Annotated in this window: 14 protein-coding genes and 1 pseudogene; 13 read left to right on the top strand and 2 right to left on the bottom strand. The window is 43.6% G+C overall.

Going from position 1 to position 16,545, the window contains the following annotated elements; all coding sequences use genetic code 11:
* Positions 1–96: 96 nt before the first annotated feature.
* The 3 genes from orn (at position 97) to HXT41_RS03035 (ending at position 4,314) form a co-directional block, all read left to right on the top strand.
* Complete coding sequence (gene orn, locus HXT41_RS03045; RefSeq protein WP_116440503.1) at positions 97–804, top strand: oligoribonuclease; 708 nt, start codon at positions 97–99, stop codon at positions 802–804.
* Positions 805–861: 57 nt separating this feature from the next.
* Positions 862–2,319, top strand: a complete 1,458-nt coding sequence (locus tag HXT41_RS03040; RefSeq protein ID WP_421788811.1) for an ATP-dependent DNA helicase — start codon at positions 862–864, stop codon at positions 2,317–2,319.
* 162 nt (positions 2,320–2,481) lie between these two features.
* Positions 2,482–4,314, top strand: a complete 1,833-nt coding sequence (locus HXT41_RS03035) for a proline--tRNA ligase (RefSeq protein ID WP_421788810.1) — start codon at positions 2,482–2,484, stop codon at positions 4,312–4,314.
* A gap of 123 nt (positions 4,315–4,437) precedes the next feature.
* Here the strand turns inward: HXT41_RS03035 and HXT41_RS03030 are convergent, their stop codons facing one another.
* Positions 4,438–4,926: a single-stranded DNA-binding protein gene (locus HXT41_RS03030; protein ID WP_033888461.1), complete on the bottom strand. Its 489-nt coding sequence runs from the start codon at positions 4,924–4,926 to the stop codon at positions 4,438–4,440.
* A 316-nt stretch (positions 4,927–5,242) separates the two neighbouring features.
* Between HXT41_RS03030 and HXT41_RS03025 the strand changes: the two genes are divergently transcribed.
* The 3 genes from HXT41_RS03025 to HXT41_RS03015 are packed head-to-tail and all read left to right on the top strand — an operon-like array spanning position 5,243 to position 6,277.
* Positions 5,243–5,641, top strand: coding sequence for a hypothetical protein (locus tag HXT41_RS03025; RefSeq protein ID WP_421788809.1), 399 nt, complete (start codon positions 5,243–5,245; stop codon positions 5,639–5,641).
* A gap of 10 nt (positions 5,642–5,651) precedes the next feature.
* The gene (locus tag HXT41_RS03020) at positions 5,652–6,131 is read left to right on the top strand and encodes a CAP domain-containing protein (protein WP_421788808.1); all 480 of its coding nucleotides are present in this window, start codon (positions 5,652–5,654) and stop codon (positions 6,129–6,131) included.
* A complete protein-coding gene (locus HXT41_RS03015; RefSeq protein WP_421788807.1) occupies positions 6,110–6,277 on the top strand; it encodes a hypothetical protein in 168 nt (55 codons plus the stop codon). Before HXT41_RS03020 ends, HXT41_RS03015 begins: the two co-directional genes overlap by 22 nt.
* A gap of 215 nt (positions 6,278–6,492) precedes the next feature.
* On the opposite strand, the gene HXT41_RS03010 is transcribed toward HXT41_RS03015, so the two are convergent.
* Positions 6,493–8,628: a M13 family metallopeptidase gene (locus HXT41_RS03010; RefSeq protein WP_119504495.1), complete on the bottom strand. Its 2,136-nt coding sequence runs from the start codon at positions 8,626–8,628 to the stop codon at positions 6,493–6,495.
* Between the two features lie 91 nt (positions 8,629–8,719).
* On the opposite strand from HXT41_RS03010, the gene map reads away from it, so the two are divergent.
* From map to HXT41_RS02975, 7 genes and pseudogenes are all read left to right on the top strand, one after another.
* Positions 8,720–9,493: a type I methionyl aminopeptidase gene (gene map, locus HXT41_RS03005; RefSeq protein ID WP_119504494.1), complete on the top strand. Its 774-nt coding sequence runs from the start codon at positions 8,720–8,722 to the stop codon at positions 9,491–9,493.
* Positions 9,494–9,573: 80 nt separating this feature from the next.
* Positions 9,574–10,710 (top strand): peptide chain release factor 2, encoded by a 1,137-nt coding sequence (prfB, locus tag HXT41_RS03000; RefSeq protein ID WP_076002974.1) that lies wholly within the window; start codon positions 9,574–9,576, stop codon positions 10,708–10,710.
* Positions 10,711–10,773: 63 nt separating this feature from the next.
* Positions 10,774–11,785: pseudogene (ftsE, locus tag HXT41_RS02995) on the top strand (cell division ATP-binding protein FtsE); the annotation flags it as partial.
* 442 nt (positions 11,786–12,227) lie between these two features.
* Entirely contained in the window at positions 12,228–13,151 is a 924-nt protein-coding gene (ftsX, locus tag HXT41_RS02990) for a permease-like cell division protein FtsX (RefSeq protein WP_076002972.1), read from the top strand.
* Between the two features lie 146 nt (positions 13,152–13,297).
* The gene (locus HXT41_RS02985; protein WP_174182534.1) at positions 13,298–14,704 is read left to right on the top strand and encodes a CHAP domain-containing protein; all 1,407 of its coding nucleotides are present in this window, start codon (positions 13,298–13,300) and stop codon (positions 14,702–14,704) included.
* A 133-nt stretch (positions 14,705–14,837) separates the two neighbouring features.
* Positions 14,838–15,335, top strand: coding sequence for an SsrA-binding protein SmpB (smpB, locus tag HXT41_RS02980; protein WP_004107461.1), 498 nt, complete (start codon positions 14,838–14,840; stop codon positions 15,333–15,335).
* Positions 15,336–15,611: 276 nt separating this feature from the next.
* On the top strand, positions 15,612–16,520 hold the full coding sequence (locus tag HXT41_RS02975; protein WP_004108432.1) for an ABC transporter substrate-binding protein: 909 nt from the start codon (positions 15,612–15,614) through the stop codon (positions 16,518–16,520).
* Positions 16,521–16,545 lie beyond the last annotated feature (25 nt).

Here is a 16,545-nt window from a genome sequence, read left to right as displayed (position 1 = left end):
CACAACTTGTCTGCTTTTCGTCGTTTTTAATACGCGCTTCGTCGGTACGAAGATGTAGGCTGATGGGTTCGAAAAAATATTAGGAAAGGAACGAAAATGGCTGAAGCTAAGGAAGATCTTACGTTTACGCCGGAAGAGTCGCGCTTAATTTGGATTGATTGCGAGATGACTGGACTCGATATTTTCCATGACGAATTATGCGAAGTATCTGTAGTTCCAACTGATTTTAATTTGAAAGTTTTGGACGACGGTATTGATTTAGTGATTAAGCCAAGCGACGCTGCTGTGGCTCATATGAACGATTTTGTGCGCAATATGCACACTTCTTCTGGACTTGTTGACGAGTGGAATAAGAACGGTTTGTCTTTGGAAGAGGCACAAAAGCAGGTTGTTGAGTACGTAAAGCGCTTCCTTCCAGCTCGCGGAAAAGCTCATCTTGCTGGAAACTCCGTCGGTTCCGACAAAAAGTTCCTCGACCGTTACATGCCAGATTTAATGGCAAATCTGCACTATCGTGTAATCGACGTAAGTACGTTGAAGGAAATTTCGCGCAGGCTTTACCCGGACGTTTACCGCAATAAGCCGGCAAAACACGGCGGTCACCGTGCGCTCGCGGATATTATTGAGTCGATTGACGAGCTTCGTTACTACCGCGATATGATGTTCGTTCCAGCACCAGGCCCAAGCGAGTCTCAAGCAAAAGCCGGTGCGCAACATATTGAAAGCACGAGCTTGCTTCGTGACTATGAGCGTCGCGGAGAGGCATTAGAAGACGCAAATTCCGCAGAAAAGCGCGACTACTAAACACAACGCTACTATTAAATAAAGCGCGACTACTAAACGCAATAAAAGGTACTGCCAATGAAGCAATCCGAAGCCTTAACCATAATCAACGCTGGCGCGAGCGCGTTCATTACCGGCGCTCCGGGTGCAGGTAAAACCTACGTATTAAACGAAGCTATTCGCGCAATGCGAAAGAACGGTTTAAGCGTTGCTGTAACTGCCTCTACCGGTATTGCGGCAACGCACTTAAACGGTCAAACCATTCACTCGTGGAGTGGAGTTGGAGTTTCAAACGCGCTTACGGATACGCTTCTTAAAACAATTAGAGCTAGGCGAGGAAAGCGCATAAAAGCCACGGACGTGCTCGTGTTGGACGAAGTTTCCATGATTCACGCGTGGCTTTTTGACATGGTTGATGAAGTTTGCCGGAAGGTGCGCAAAAATCCCGCTCCTTTCGGCGGGCTTCAAGTAGTTATTTCGGGCGACTTCTTCCAATTGCCGCCTGTTAGCACTTCTATGCGAAATCGTGACGTGTTCGAGCCGAGCTCGGAGTTTATTTCGTCGCGCGAAAAGTATGCTGCAGCTGGAAAAAATCCGGAAGGCTATATTACGGAATCGTTTGCATGGGACGCTTTGAAACCTGTTGTGTGCTACTTAACTGAGCAACATCGTCAGGATGACGGCAAGTTGCTAGAAGTTTTGACGGATATTCGTAGCGGTCTCGTGAGTGACGACGATAAGCAAGTGCTTGCTAGCCGCCTTGGTGAGTATCCGCAAGATGACGAAGTTGCAGTACATCTTTTCCCAACGAACGCGCAAGCAGATGGCTTAAATAATATGCAGCTTGCGGAAATTAATGCTGAGTCTCACGAATTCGTTGCAACGGAAGCAGGACCTAAAAATCTCGTTGATCGATTAAAAAAGAATATGCTTGCTCCGGAGCGTTTAGTTTTAAAGGCTGGGGCTGCTGTGATGGCGTTGCGAAACGATCAGGAAAAGCAGTATGTAAACGGCTCTGTTGGGCGTGTGTTGCGTTTTGCGCCTGAATCTAAGGGCGGATGGCCGATTGTTGAGTTTGAAAACGGCAATATTGTAACTCTTAAGCCTGCAGCGTGGGAAATGACGGACGGTGAGACTGTACTTGCTAGCGTAAATCAAGTGCCTCTTCGTTGCGCGTGGGGAATTACGATTCATAAATCGCAAGGTATGACGCTTGATGCTGCGGTAATGGATTTGCGTAGAACTTTCGCTCCCGGAATGGGTTACGTTGCGCTTTCGCGTGTGGAAAATCTGCAAGGTCTTTACTTAGAGGGTATTAACGAGCGCGCGTTTAGCGTTTCGGCGGATGCTGTACTGCTAGACGGATCTTTGCGTGAGGCGTCAAGGTGCGCAAGTGAGCTGCTTGCTAGCGATGGAGCTTCCGCGTTTGTTGCTAAAAAAGCAGATGGTGATTTTGCGGATCAGCAGGAGTTTAGTCTTTTTGAAAGTGCCGGTGATGGCGTTACGGACGAATTTTCTTTCGACGACGAGTTTTAATATTCTATAAGCTTTTGCCTTGCGCACGGCATAAACTACTCGCGGCTGAGTCGTTTTGGTCGCTTTGTTATATTTTTGCACGTTATGATTTAATCGAGTATTACTTTTGTTGATGCGTGTAAACAAGTGTTTATGTCCTCATGCGCAAATAGATTGGAACGCATGAATTCCAATGTACTTCGTATGTCTCAGCTATTCCTTCGTACGCTGCGCGAGGATCCTGCAGACGCGGACGTGACTTCCGCAAAACTTATGCAGCGCGCAGGCTATATTCGTAAATCTGCACCAGGTGTGTGGACTTGGCTTCCGCTAGGACTTAAGGTTTTGAACAAGGTTCAGGCGATTATTCGCGACGAAATCAACGGTATCGGTGCGCAGGAAGTTCACTTCCCGGCACTTCTTCCGCGTGAGCCTTACGAGGCTACCAACCGTTGGGAAGAATATGGCGACAATATCTTCCGTCTTAAGGATCGCCACCAAGCTGACTATCTTCTTGCTCCAACGCACGAAGAAGTTTTCACGCTTCTCGTTAAGGATATGTATTCTTCTTACAAGGATTTACCAGTTACTTTGTATCAGATTCAAACGAAGTATCGCGACGAGTTCCGCCCGCGCGCTGGTCTTATTCGCGGTCGCGAGTTTATTATGCAGGATGCTTATTCGTTCTCGATTGACGAAGATGGTTTGAAATCTGCTTACGTTGAGGAGCGCGCTGCTTACGCTCGAATTTTCGACCGTTTGGGCATTAAATACGTGATTGTTCACGCTGTTTCCGGCCCAATGGGTGGCTCTGATTCCGAAGAGTTCTTGGCTCCAATGCCAATTGGTGAAGATACTTTTGCGCTCGCACCTTCAGGAAAAGCTTGGAATGTTGAGGCTCTTACCACTCCAGAAATGCAAGATGTTGATTATTCGGCAACTCCTGCAGCGCAATCTCTCGAAACTCCAGACGCTAAGACGATTGAAGCTTTGGTTAAGGTTTCTAACGACTTGCATTCGCGTAAAGATGGTCGCGAATGGCAAGCAGACGACACTTTGAAGAACTTGATTATTGCTGTTAAGCATCCGGCAGATGCTGAAGGCGGCGAGCATGAGGAGCCATGGCGCGAAATCGTGGCGATTGGTATTCCAGGGGATCGCCAAGTAGATATGAAGCGTCTTGAAGCTCAGTTTGCTCCTGCAGAAATCGAAGAAGCAACTGAGGATGATTTGAAGTCTCATCCTGAGTTTGTTAAGGGCTACATTGGCTTTAGCGTATTAGGTCCTCAAGCTCGCAAAGAGGGTAGGGGTATTGAAAATCCTGTTCGCTACTTGATGGATGCTCACGTTGCAAAGGGAAGTGCTTGGATTACAGGAGCTGACGAAGACGGAAAGCACGTTTACAACGCTGTTTACGGCCGCGATTTTGAGGCGGACGGTGTTGTTGAAGCAGCCCAGGTTCGCGATGGCGATATGAGCCCAGATGGTTCCGGTCCGTTGAGCTTCGAACGCGGTGTGGAAATCGGCCAGGTGTTCCAGCTTGGCTTAAAGTATTCTAAGGCTTTGGGCTTAAGCGTTCTTAACGAAAATGGTAAAGCTGTGCCAGTTTGGATGGGTTGCTACGGTATTGGCGTTAGCCGCGTGATCGCATGCTTGGCAGAAACACATCACGACGACGCTGGTCTCGCATGGCCTATGGCAATTGCTCCAGCTCAAGTTCATGTTGTTGCAACAGGCAAAGATCAAGTTGCTTTCGACGCTGCTGAAAAGGTTGTTGAAGAGCTTAGTAAGCAGGGAATCGAAGTAATCTTTGACGACCGTCCAAAGGTTTCTCCAGGCGTAAAGTTTAAGGATGCTGAGCTTGTTGGCGTACCGCTGATTGCTGTAGCAGGTCGCGATACCGTGAACAACGGTACGATTGAAATCCGCGATCGTAACGGCTCAAACGTTGAAGCAGTTCCAGTTGACGAGGCTGCAAGCCGCATCGCTGCTCGAATAAACGCTCTGCTTAAGTAAGGGTCTATTTTTCGCAATTTGCCGCCAGGAATATTGATTCTTGGCGGCATTATTTTATTGTATTCATATTAATTTATTGTGGTGTGAGTTTAGTGGATTTCTCGAATTGCGATTTTATTTTCCTTAAATATCAGTTTCGCCTCCAAATTCGTCATTCGAAATGTTTGCGTTAGAGTTATTTTGTTGTGCATTGTTCTTCTGCTGTACTTGATTACTTTCTTTCGTATGATCATTTTTAGCGGAATCAGCGTTTCGCTTTGTAAATTGCGTAGTTCCGCGATTTAAATCGTGCCCAATAGCAGAAGCTTCCAAAATTACGCGATTATAATCGTTTCCATCTTTTGTCCAGCTTTCTGTACTCAAATTGCCATATACAACGATTGCATCGCCTTTATGAACGCTTTTTAGCACGTTTGAAGCCAAAGTCCTATACGCTTTCACAGTCATCCAAGTAGTTGGACGCTCATGCCATTGCTGTTCGTCGTTGCGGTAATATGATTGCGTGCTCGCGATTCGTAGCGAACAAGCCGGAGAATTTTCACTTCGCCCAAAGTTTACAGGCTCAGCGCCTACGTATCCACTAATAGTCACGGTCGACTGTTGTTGTGCCATATTTCATAGTCCTTTCACAATTTGGACTGCAGCCATTTCAGCCCCGAAATACAGAGCCATCATTGCCTCTGAGCTTCGCAGCCACGAGGAAATGCCGCAGTAATAACAACTATGAACTTTGCGCAACAACTTTGCCAGCAAACTTTTCTATTGTGGTTAAAACCTAGGTTTTATCCACAATGTAATTAATCTCTTGACTACAGAAAAATATTTAGTAAAAGCTCAACAATTAACTGTACATGCGTAATCATTCCTCATTGCAGGGTAGTATTGAGCAAACGTATTGAAAATATTGAATGCAGTGAAGAAGATATTTATGGTGGAAAATAATCAGCAATATGCAAAGCATAAATCTAATATGCGCATAAGTTGGGTTAGTATCCTTGTTATTTCGGCTGTATGCCTAGCTGCGTGTGCAATATCGCAAAATTTTGCTGATTTTACTTTAGAACATTCTAAGGCGTATCATCAGGCGTATAATCGCGAATATCATCATAAGTATCATCAGAATCCAATAATTCAAACAACTAATTTTGCTTCTTCTGCAGCTTTTATTCAGTCAAGTAATGTAGCGCGTTACGTTCTTTCTTCTATTCGAAGCGCAAGATCTAGGCTTTACGATGATCGCAGCACGTATTTTAATGGCGTTCCTTTGCAAGATTACGTGAGCCGCTACGGTCTTACTAAAGAAGCGTATGTTAATAATATTCAGTAGGATTCTGCAAATGAAGAGGATGCTTTTCCGTCGCGCGCAAGAAACCGCTCAGCATGGGCAGTTTGGCCATTTTGGCCCAGATGGTGTGAGTGAACCTGATTACACTGGCCGAAAGGCGTGGGGTGAAAATTTAAGTTGGGGTGTGGATCTTGCTGGTTCTATGCAATTGTGGATTCAAGATGAAGAGTCGGCTTTGCGCGCAACCGGCGGAAGTTTTAACGAAGATAATGGCCATTTGTATCAGATTTTGAATCCTAGCAATATTTCTTTTGGTTACGGAGAGGCTTCGGGTGGCTCTTATGGTGTTGTTGGAGCGTTGACACTGTCGGAATATAACGGTGATATTGATTATCCGGATGGAAAGATTGGCCCAGAATCTCCCGAAGAGCAAAAAAGCGTGCTGAAGAGGAGCGAAAGAAGAAGGAAGAGCAGAAGCGTAAAGACGAGGAAGCTAAGAAGAAAAAAGCTTTGGCTAAAAAGAAGCATTTGAAGCATAAGCATCATAAAAAGTTAGCGAAAGCTATGAAGAAAAATGCTTCAATGTATAAATTTATTGTGATTATTTCTGCGATTTTAAGCGTGCTTGTTTTGTGCGCAATTGCAGTGGTAGCTTGGATTTTCTTAAAAGAAGGATGATTTCTAAAAATAGTTTGCACGTGAAGTATATTGCGCGTAGTAAAACTTGCGGAAGTGAAAAATCTTCTGATAATTCAAAAGATAAACAATAATATTACTAAAAATATTAATAAAAATAGAAAATAATAAGCCTGCAAACGTTTATTAAGCGTCTGCAGGCTTCTATTTTGACTTATTTTTGACTTATAGCGACTTATTTGCGATTTATTCGCAACTTACCAAATGTGCACGCGCTCAGCAGGGTCGAGCCACATCTCGTCGCCTTCTTTAACGTCGAAGGCATCGTAGAACAAGTCTACGTTACGAGCAATGCCGTTAGTGCGGCATTCGGCTGGGGAGTGCGGGTCGATTTGAAGCAGCTGTTCCGCAATTTCATTACGAGCCTTGGAACGCCATACTAACGCGTAGCTTAAGAAGAATCGCTGCAAAGCAGTGAAACCATCTACTTCAGGAGCGTTCAGCAAAGTTTCGCGAATCGCATCTTCACTTCCGTCAATTTCATGCCCTTCACTCTTTTGCAAAGCGAAAGCGTATGCTTTAAGCGCAATAGTCACGCCGCTTAAATCGCCAATATTCTCGCCGATTGTTAAAGCACCGTTTACGTGAGGCATCGCATTGCGCTCTTCTTTGCTCTTCAAGTGAGAGTACTTAACGATAAGCTGCGTTGGTGTAAAAGCATTGTATTGTTCAATAAGCTTCTTAGTGCGCTCAGCAAAGTTAGCTTTGTCTTCTTCAGTCCACCAATTGTTAAGCACGCCGTCGCCGTCGTATTCGCAACCCTGATCGTCAAAACCGTGGCCGATTTCATGACCAATCACGGCACCAATAGCACCGTAATTTGCTGCGTCTGGAGCGCTTGGGTTAAAGAATGGCGGTTGCAAAATAGCAGCAGGGAACACGATTACGTTCAGCAGAGGATCGTAGTAAGCGTTCACAGTTTGCGGAGTCATCTGCCATTCTTCGCGATCCACAGGATTTCCGGCTTTTGCAGTATTTTTACCAAAGCCAAATCGATAAACTTCGCGCATATTATCAACTAAGTCAGCGTCTTCCTTAATATTTAGCGCAGAGTAGTCAACCCAATGGTTTGTGTAACCAATATTTGGCTCAAATTTACTAATCTTTTCCAAAGCCTTCGCTTTAGTTTCCTCACCAAGCCAGCTGCTGTGAGAAATCGACTCGCGGTAAGCGTTAATAAGATTGTCAACTAAGCCTTGCATATATTCCTTAGAAGACTCAGGGAAATGCAATCGCACGTATTCGCGTCCAACTTCCTCGCCGCAGGCATCGTCAACAACTCCAACTGCTCGCTTCCAGCGGTCGCGCTGCTTTGTGGCACCAGAAAGCACCTTGCCGTAGAAGTCGAATCGCGCTTGTGCAAAATCTTCACTAAGTAAGCTTGCCCAGCGCAAAATCACGTGCACGCGCGCCCAAAGCTTTAAATCTTCTAAGTCGGCTTCTTGCCAAATCTTATTCAAACCTTCCATAAAGCTTGGCTCGTGAACTACAACTTTGTTAAAAGCTTCACGAAGGTTGATTGGCTGATTTGTTGCTTCTTCGCAATTATCGTACGCTTTTTGAGTAGCGTCTAAGAAAGCGTCGAGATTAAGCGCTTCAAGAGTTTTTGCTAAATCGGCATAATTGCAAGGATTATAAGTTTTTTGAGAATCGCGAGTTGCTACGTTATCCCAATGGTAGCTCGCTATTTTAGTTTCAACATTCAAGAAACGCTCGGCTTGCGCTTGTGTAGTAGTTGCGTCTCCGTAGCCTGCTAAGCGCAGCAAAGAAGCTACCATTTTTACATATTCAGTGCGAATTGGAGCGTAGTTATCTTCGCGATAGTATGCTTCGTCTGGCAAGCCCAATCCCGATTGCTCAATATGCATAATATTCGTCTTAGGATCTTTAGGGTCTCCGTAAACGCCAAAATAAAACATTGCATCTGGACCGCCGTACGGATTAAGCGCGCCAATAGTGCGAACCAAATCTTCCTTAGTTTCTGCTGAATCCACAGCGTCTAAATCGCCCTTAATTGGCGTAATTCCAGCTTTTTCAATAGATGCGGTATCCAAATAGTTACGGTATAAGGTTTGCGACTTTTTGGCTGGGCAATTTTCGTTTTCTAAAATATCTCGAATTTGCTTTTCTGCATCTTCTGCAAGCTTGTGGAAAGCACCATACATTGGTTTGTCTTCTGGGAGAGTGTAAGTGTCAATCCAAGGACCATTTACGTAACGGAATAAATCGTCTTGTGGACGAGTAGCCGACGAGAAGGAGGCAGGGTCGAAATCTACAGCAGAAATTTCCTTCTGCGATTCCTTATTATTACTATTATTATTGTTGTTAGACATGTGATTAGCTTACAAGTATTAAGCGACACTATTAGTTAGTATTTTCGCTATATTTTGCTTTATTTTCGTGCCTGCGCGTTAGTCTTGAAGCATGATTGAACTTAAAACTCCATCTGAAATTGAAGCGATGAAGCCTGCAGGTCGCTTCGTCGGTAGTATTCTTAAAGACTTGAAAGCAATGACCAAAGTTGGCACGAATCTTCTTGAGATTGATGATTTCGTTCGCCAGCGTATTATGAGCCGCAAAGGTGCGTCTTCTTGCTATGTTGATTACGCTCCTGATTTTGGTACAGGTCCTTTTGCGCACTATATTTGTACTTCTGTAAACGATGCTGTTCTTCACGGAGTTCCTTTTGATTATAACCTTAAAGACGGCGATTTGTTGACTCTTGATTTGGCAATTAACGTTGACGGATGGGTTGGTGATTCCGCTATTAGTTTTGTGGTTGGAAATCATGCTGATCCTGAGGATTTACGTTTAATTAAGTGCACTGAGGAAGCCCTTGAGGCTGGTATTAATATGGCTCAGCCTGGCAACCGTCTTGGTGATATTTCTGCAGCTGTTGGTTGCGTCGCTCACGAGTATGGTTATAGCGTAAACCTTGAGTTTGGCGGTCACGGAGTCGGTCATATTATGCATGGCGATCCGCACGTTCCTAACGATGGCACTGCTCACCACGGCTACAAGCTTCGCCCAGGTTTAGTTATTGCAATTGAGCCATGGTTCTTAAAGACTACTGACGAAATTTACCAGGATCCTAAGGATGGTTGGACTCTTCGCTCTGCTGATGGTTCTCGCGGTGCTCACAGCGAGCACACGATTGCAATTACGGAAAACGGTCCTGAGATTTTGACCGTGCGCTAAACTTATAAATAGTTGATTTTGTAAGTATTTTGCGAGTAGTAATTGCGTAAAACAGGTATGTAAAGAGGTACTTTAAGTAAATGGCGGAATTTGATTTTTCCCAAGCATTAAATGATGTTGAAGCAAAGTATTCTTCGATTTCTAAAGCACTAGACGTTGATTCGTTGAAAGTTACGATTGCTGATTTAGAAAAGCAGGCTGCTGAGCCTGGGCTTTGGGATGATTCTGAGCATGCTCAGCAGGTTACGAGTAAGCTTTCCGCGGCTCAGTCTCAGTTGAAGCGTTTGCAAGCTGTAGATCAGCGCATTGAAGATACTAAGACTTTAATTGAGCTTGGCCAAGAAGAAGGCGATGCTGATTCTATGAGCGAGGCTCAAGATGAGCTTGGCTCTATTGCTCACGAGTTGGACGATATGGAGGTTCAGACTCTTCTTGACGGCGAATATGATGCTCGTTCTGCAGTTGTTACGATTCGCTCTGGTGCGGGCGGCGTGGATGCTGCTGATTTTGCTCAAATGCTTCTTCGTATGTACTTGCGCTGGGCTGAGCGAAACGGCTACAAAACTAAGATGATGGACACGTCTTATGCGGAAGAAGCTGGTATTAAATCTGCTACTTTCCAAGTGGATGCCCCGTACGCGTATGGTCGTCTTTCTGTAGAAGGCGGCACTCACAGAATGGTTCGTATTTCGCCATTCGATAATCAAGGCCGTCGACAGACAGGCTTTAGCGCAGTGGAAGTAATCCCTTTGGTTGAAGCTACAGATCATATTGATATTCCAGATTCGGATATTCGCGTGGATACTTTCCAGGCTTCAGGGCCAGGAGGTCAGGGCGTGAACACTACGTATTCTGCTGTTCGTATTACGCATTTGCCAACCGGCTTGGTTGTTTCTATGCAAGATGAGCGCAGCCAGATTCAAAACCGCGCAGCTGCAATGGCTGTTTTACAATCGCGTTTGCTTGTGCTTAAGCATGCTGAGGAAGCTGCAAAAAAGAAGGAACTTGCTGGAGATATTAAGGCAAGTTGGGGAGATCAAATGCGCTCTTACGTGCTTCACCCTTATCAGATGGTGAAGGATTTGCGCACTGGTTACGAAACTTCACAAACTCAAGCTGTTTTTGACGGCGATATTGACGGTTTTATTGAAGCTGGCATTCGTTGGCGTCACGAGCAGCGAGTTGCAGCTCAAAAAGAAGCTGAAGCAGAATCTTAAACAAAACTAAAGCTAGAACTAAAAACCAACAATTACACATAATCTTCGGAAGGAATTGAAACAATGTCGCTGATTTCATTAGATCATGTGTCAAAAATATATCCTCGAGGTACACGTCCTGCATTAGACGATGTGTCTTTGCATGTAGATCGCGGAGATTTTGTGTTTCTTGTTGGCGCTTCCGGTTCTGGTAAAACTACATTGCTTAGTTTGCTGCTTCGTGAAGAAGAAGCAAATGGTGGGGAAATTCACGTAGCTGGTAACGATTTGCGCAGACTTTCTAACCGACAAGTGCCGCAGTATCGTAGATCTCTTGGCTTTATTTTCCAGGATTATAAGCTGCTTAATAATAAAACAGTTTACCAAAATGTTGCTTTTGCTTTGGAAGTGATTGGCACGAGTCGGTCTACGATTCGTTCACTTGTTCCTCGTGTTCTTGAAACGGTTGGTTTGACTGGTAAAGAAAATAATTACCCACACGAGCTTTCTGGTGGTGAGGCGCAGCGAGTTGCAATTGCTCGCGCATACGTCAATCACCCTCAAATTATTCTTGCAGATGAGCCTACTGGTAATTTGGATCCAACTACTTCTCTTGGAATTATGGAAGTTTTGGATGCTATTAACCGAACTGGCACAACGATTGTTATGGCTACGCATAATGAGGAAATTGTGAACTCAATGCGTAAGCGAGTTGTGGAGCTTCATGCTGGAAAAATTGTGCGTGATGAGCGTGAAGGATCATATGATTCTGCATTGTATTTCCCAGATAGTGAAGTTGAGCATAATTCTAAAGCACAACAAACTGTTGAAAATTCTCAAGATCAATCAGATCGTGGTGCTCAAAAGTCAATTGCTCAATCTGAGCATACTGAACGTCATAAGAGGCTTTCTAAAAAAGCTCAACGTGCTGCTCAGGCGCGTGAAGTTGTTGACGTGGTAACGCAATCGTTGAAGAGTGACACTTCAGAAAATGAAGGAATCGCACGTTTGGCTCAGTCTGTTCATTCTGGCAGAACTGGTCGTTACGGCGAAGTGTTCCAGTCTTTGGAAACAACGATGACTTGGGGACGAGGATTGATTTCTTCAAACGATGATGAAGATGTTGAAGAGAATGATTCAGAAGTTGAGATTTCGGAAGATAATAAAGAATCCTCTGAAGTTGCCGGAAATTCTGAAACTGCAGAAACTGCTAATACTACTGAGACTACTGAGACTGCTGAGACTGCTGAGACTGCTGATAATCACGAAACTGCAGAAACTAATGAATCTCACGAATCTCACGAAACTGCTGAAAACTCTGAAGTGAGCGAAGAATCACAATCCGAAACCGGCGATGAGTTGCAGTCAGAAGCAGAAAGTAAGTTACAATCCGATGCTGAATCTGAGCGTAAATCTCAGCTTCCTCCTATGCCTCCAGCTCCGCCTAAGCCACCTGTTGCAGCTGAAAATACTAATAATGAGAACATTAGTGTTGACGATAGCAATAATGACATTAATAAAACTGAAGGAGCAGAGTAATGCGTTTACGATTTATTTTTTCCGAAACTTGCATTAGTTTGCGTCGTAATGTTTCGATGATTCTTTCGGTTATGCTTGTAACGTTCATCTCTTTCCTTTTTATTGGTGTTTCAGTGCTTATGCAAGCGCAGATTACCAAGGCAAAAGGTGACTGGTATGACAAAGTAGAAGTGGTTGCCTGGCTGTGCCCGGATGGAACTAGCCAATCTCCTTCTTGTGCTTCTGGAAAAGCGCCTACTAATGCCGAAATTGTAAAATTGGAGCATATTATTCACCAAGAATTAGGCGATGATGTTTCAAATATCACTTATGTTAGCCGCAATGAATTTTATAAAAACACATTCTTAAAGCAATATCCTAACGGAATGTATCAAGGACGTACTTTAACTGCGGCAGACATGCAAGATTCGTTGCGCTTGAAGCTTACTAATCCTATGAAATATCAGGTTGTTTCAGAAGTTCTTTCTGGACGCGATGGTGTGGAAGAAGTTGTTGATCAGCGTCAGATTTTTGATCCTGTTTTCAGTGTGCTTAATCGCGCTACTGTTGTGACAATTGTGCTTGCAGCAGTTATGGTTGTTGTAGCGATTATGCTTACTGGCACTACGATTCGAATGTCTGCTGCTAGCCGTCGTCAAGAAACCGAAATTATGCGCTTAGTTGGTGCCTCTAACTGGACTATTCGTATGCCGTTTCTTCTTGAAGGAGCGTTCGCGTCGTTTGTGGGTTCTTTACTTGCTGGTGCTGCGCTAAGTTTAGTAGTTAAAGTTTTTGTAACTGATTGGCTTGCGCAGAATGTGCGTTGGATGCCATTTGTTACTCAAACAACTGTGTGGCTATGCGTTCCAATACTTGTAGCTGGTGCAGTAGTGTTATCTATAGTTGCTTCTGCTATTGCTTTGAGGCGATACTTAAAAGCTTAAAATGCAAAATAATAGGTGCGTAATTATTTGCGTTATTTTCGCATGAGCATTGTGAAAGTAATATTTTAGAAGATTTGAAGTAGAAACTCGCGTGATTCCTTGCATTACGGTATAATTCGCAATAGTGATGTTGAAAGGGAAGTGATATGAGCGAAGATCGACATAGCATGTATGCAATTCGACGCACTCACACTGTAGTGAGTTTAATAGTTGCTATTTCAATGATGTTTGCTGGTGTTGCTGGTGCATTATTTAATGCGTCTACAGCAAGTGCTGTCAACATGAAGGAATATAGGCGCAAAATACAACGAAACGAGAATTTGAAGCGCCAACTTGCTGGTGTAAGTAAACAACTTGCAAATAAGATCATTGAATTGAATGATTTAAATGAGCATAAAATTCCAAATCAAATACGAGCTGCTCAACAAGCAGAAGAGCAAGCTTCTCAGGCGCGCAGTCTTGTAGAATCAACGCAGCAGCGTCTAGAGTCTGCACAAAAAGATAAGCGTGATTTGGAAGAGAAAATTAAAAAAACTGGTGAAGATTTTGATGATGCTAAGGCTGCTGTAGCACAGCTTGCTCGTAAGAGTTTCCATGGTTCTCAGGCATCTAATGTTATGGATATTGTGACTAAATCAACTACTACAGAACAGTTTGTTGGAAAGTTACAATCCGAGACTGCTGTTGCTAGAAGTGAAGCAAATGCTGCTAATGATGCTGCTATTAAGTTGAATACTTCTATGAATCGTCGTCAGCGTTTGGCTGCTATTGAAGCAGAAATAACCAAGTTAAAGCAGCAGGCGGATGTTCAAGCGCAAAGTGCTCAAATCGCTGCGAAAGCCGCCAATGATCGCAAAAAGTCCTTGCAAAGTTTGCGAGATCATGGTGAAGAGATTCGTAAGCAGCTGGAAGGTCAAAAGAGTAGTTTGACTTCTCAGTCTGCGCGTGAGGCTGCAGAAATTGTAGCAATGAAATCTGCCATCGATGCTCAAGCGCGTGCTCTTGCTAATAAGTCATTCGCTAAGGCTGATCCGAATGCTGGTAATCGCCAGCAATTGAATGGAAGCTCTGGAAAGAATGTTTACCTTCCTCCGATGCAACTTTCTAATGGTGCTGCTAATGGTATGAATTATACTGTTCCTGGAAATTGCGCAGAAGGTTCTAAGTTCTGCTACGGGCATAATACTGGAAACACTGTTGGTGGTTCTGCTTATCCTGCTCGTCAATGCACGTTATGGGCTTATTTGCGTCGTTCGCAACTTGGTTTGCCTGTTGGCTCCTACATGGGTAATGGTGCTGAGTGGGCGAATACTGGTCGTAGGTTTGGATATTTAGTTAATAGAATTCCACATGTTGGTGCTGTTATGGTGTTTGCTCGTGGTCAACGTGTTGGTAATTGGAATGCTGATTGGCAATATGGACATGTTGCGGTTGTGGAACGTGTGAATGCTGATGGATCAGTTCTTATTTCTGAAGGTGGAACTGGTTTTTCGACATTCCCTGCTTATGAAACTATTTATAATCCAGGCGATTACGAGTATGTGCATTATTAAATATAAGTACTTCAAAGTTTTCAATTTGTTGAAATTGAAAACTTTGTAAGTTTACGACTTATTGTTCTTGCCATAAGATAGTAGTATCTTATGGCAAGTTTCTTTTGTGTGTGATGTGTACTGGAGGGGAATTATGGCAAATAAGCCTGCGCAAGATGGCACTGTTACTGTGGCACAAAACCGTAAAGCGCATCATGATTATGTAATTGAAGATTGTTATGAAGCAGGTCTTGCTCTTACTGGTACTGAAGTTAAGTCACTTCGCGAAGGGCGTGCTTCTTTAGCTGAATCATTTGTGAATATTGATCGTCGTGGTGAAATGTGGCTTGAAGGAGCAAATATTCCTGAATATTTAAACGGCACATGGAATAATCATGCTCCTAAGCGCAAGCGTAAGCTTCTGCTTCACGCTGCTGAGATTGCTAAGCTTTCTAGGCAAACTGAGGCGAAAGGCTACACTGTTGTGCCTTTGCGTTTGTATTTTAAGGGAAGCTACGTAAAAGTAGAAATTGCTTTAGCGCGCGGTAAAAAGGAATTTGATAAGCGTCAGGCTTTGCGTGAGGAGCAAGATAAGCGAGAGGCTTTGCGTGAAATGCGTTACCGTAATCTGCGTTCTCGTAGTATTGATTAAGAGTTGACGCTTCTTTTTTATGCGTTTGTGAAACACTTGCTTGCTTCGCACGTGATAAAAAGTGAGGCAATGCGACACGCACATATTATACATTATTGCGAATAATATGCAGTTTTTGTTTATGAAAAGCATAATTATTGTGCAGATGTACCGCATGAGTATCTTTGTATATTCAATAATCGTATAAAAGGCTGTTGAATTTGTAGGGTTATCGTGTATAGTTATACACATTAATGCAAATTATAGATTCTTAGTACATACATGAGGAGAAGAACTATGTTTAAATCTATGAAGCCTGTTGCTATTGTTGCATCTTTAGTAATGATTGGCAGTATTGCTGCATGTGGACCTGCTGATTCTAAAGAAGCAGACCCTGATGTTGCTCGTAGCTATGATGTAAGTCATGTGCAAAAAGATGATGCTGTTGCAGCCTTGGTACCAGCACCAGTTGCAAAAACAGGAGAGTTAACTGTTGGTGTAAACGTAAGTTATGCCCCTGCAGAATTCTTTGCTGCAGACGGTAAAACTCCTGTAGGTTACGAAATTGATTTTTCGAAGGCTCTTGCAAAGGTCATGGGCTTAAAAGCAAAAATTATGCATGCTCAGTTTGACTCAATTATTCCAGCAATAGGAAGCAAATATAATGTCGGTATTTCTGGTTTTACAGTAAATGCTGAGCGTATGAAGTCTGTAGACTTTATTACTTATGCAAACGCAGGTTTGTCTTTTGAAGTGCGTAAGGGAAATCCTACTAAAGTAGATCCAAAGAACCTTTGTGGCAAGAAAGTAACTTTGGAAACTGGAACTGTTGGCGAACCTATTATGGAAGAAGCAAAGAAACAGTGCGCAGCTAAAGGAAATAAGCCTCTTGAAATCATGAGCTTCAAGGAGCAAACTGACGCAACTACTGCACTTCTTTCCGGTCGCGCTGATGTTATGTATGCAGATACTCCTGTTGCAGGTTACGCTTCAATTAAAAATCCTGGAAAGCTTGAAATTTTGGAAAACAGCAAGGATTCTGAACCAATGGGAGCGGCTGTTAAAAAGGGTGATGCAGCGATGCTGAAGGCTGTAAAAGCTGGCATTGATAAGCTTATGAAGTCCGGCGTCTACAAGGATATCTTGAAGAAGTGGGGCGTTGAAGATGTTGCTATTGAAAAGTCTGTAGTTAATCCAAAACTATAAAACTTTAGCTATGAAACTTTAGCTA

This window comes from Gardnerella sp. DNF01189 (assembly GCF_049244195.1).
Classification (GTDB): Bacteria; Actinomycetota; Actinomycetes; order Actinomycetales; family Bifidobacteriaceae; genus Bifidobacterium; species Bifidobacterium swidsinskii.
The sequence above is the reverse complement of the archived record's forward strand: the minus strand, read 5'-3'. Positions and strand labels throughout refer to the sequence as shown.

What these genes read in the sequence shown, in the direction of transcription:
- map (WP_119504494.1), top strand. Translation starts at nt 8,720, where the DNA reads ATGATTGAACTTAAAACTCCATCTGAAATTGAAGCGATGAAGCCTGCA.
- HXT41_RS03010 (WP_119504495.1), bottom strand. Translation starts at nt 8,628, where the DNA reads ATGTCTAACAACAATAATAATAGTAATAATAAGGAATCGCAGAAGGAA.
- HXT41_RS03040 (WP_421788811.1), top strand. Translation starts at nt 862, where the DNA reads ATGAAGCAATCCGAAGCCTTAACCATAATCAACGCTGGCGCGAGCGCG.
- HXT41_RS03030 (WP_033888461.1), bottom strand. Translation starts at nt 4,926, where the DNA reads ATGGCACAACAACAGTCGACCGTGACTATTAGTGGATACGTAGGCGCT.
- HXT41_RS02985 (WP_174182534.1), top strand. Translation starts at nt 13,298, where the DNA reads ATGAGCGAAGATCGACATAGCATGTATGCAATTCGACGCACTCACACT.
- HXT41_RS03025 (WP_421788809.1), top strand. Translation starts at nt 5,243, where the DNA reads ATGGTGGAAAATAATCAGCAATATGCAAAGCATAAATCTAATATGCGC.
- HXT41_RS03020 (WP_421788808.1), top strand. Translation starts at nt 5,652, where the DNA reads ATGAAGAGGATGCTTTTCCGTCGCGCGCAAGAAACCGCTCAGCATGGG.
- HXT41_RS02975 (WP_004108432.1), top strand. Translation starts at nt 15,612, where the DNA reads ATGTTTAAATCTATGAAGCCTGTTGCTATTGTTGCATCTTTAGTAATG.
- prfB (WP_076002974.1), top strand. Translation starts at nt 9,574, where the DNA reads ATGGCGGAATTTGATTTTTCCCAAGCATTAAATGATGTTGAAGCAAAG.
- HXT41_RS03035 (WP_421788810.1), top strand. Translation starts at nt 2,482, where the DNA reads ATGAATTCCAATGTACTTCGTATGTCTCAGCTATTCCTTCGTACGCTG.
- smpB (WP_004107461.1), top strand. Translation starts at nt 14,838, where the DNA reads ATGGCAAATAAGCCTGCGCAAGATGGCACTGTTACTGTGGCACAAAAC.
- ftsX (WP_076002972.1), top strand. Translation starts at nt 12,228, where the DNA reads ATGCGTTTACGATTTATTTTTTCCGAAACTTGCATTAGTTTGCGTCGT.
- orn (WP_116440503.1), top strand. Translation starts at nt 97, where the DNA reads ATGGCTGAAGCTAAGGAAGATCTTACGTTTACGCCGGAAGAGTCGCGC.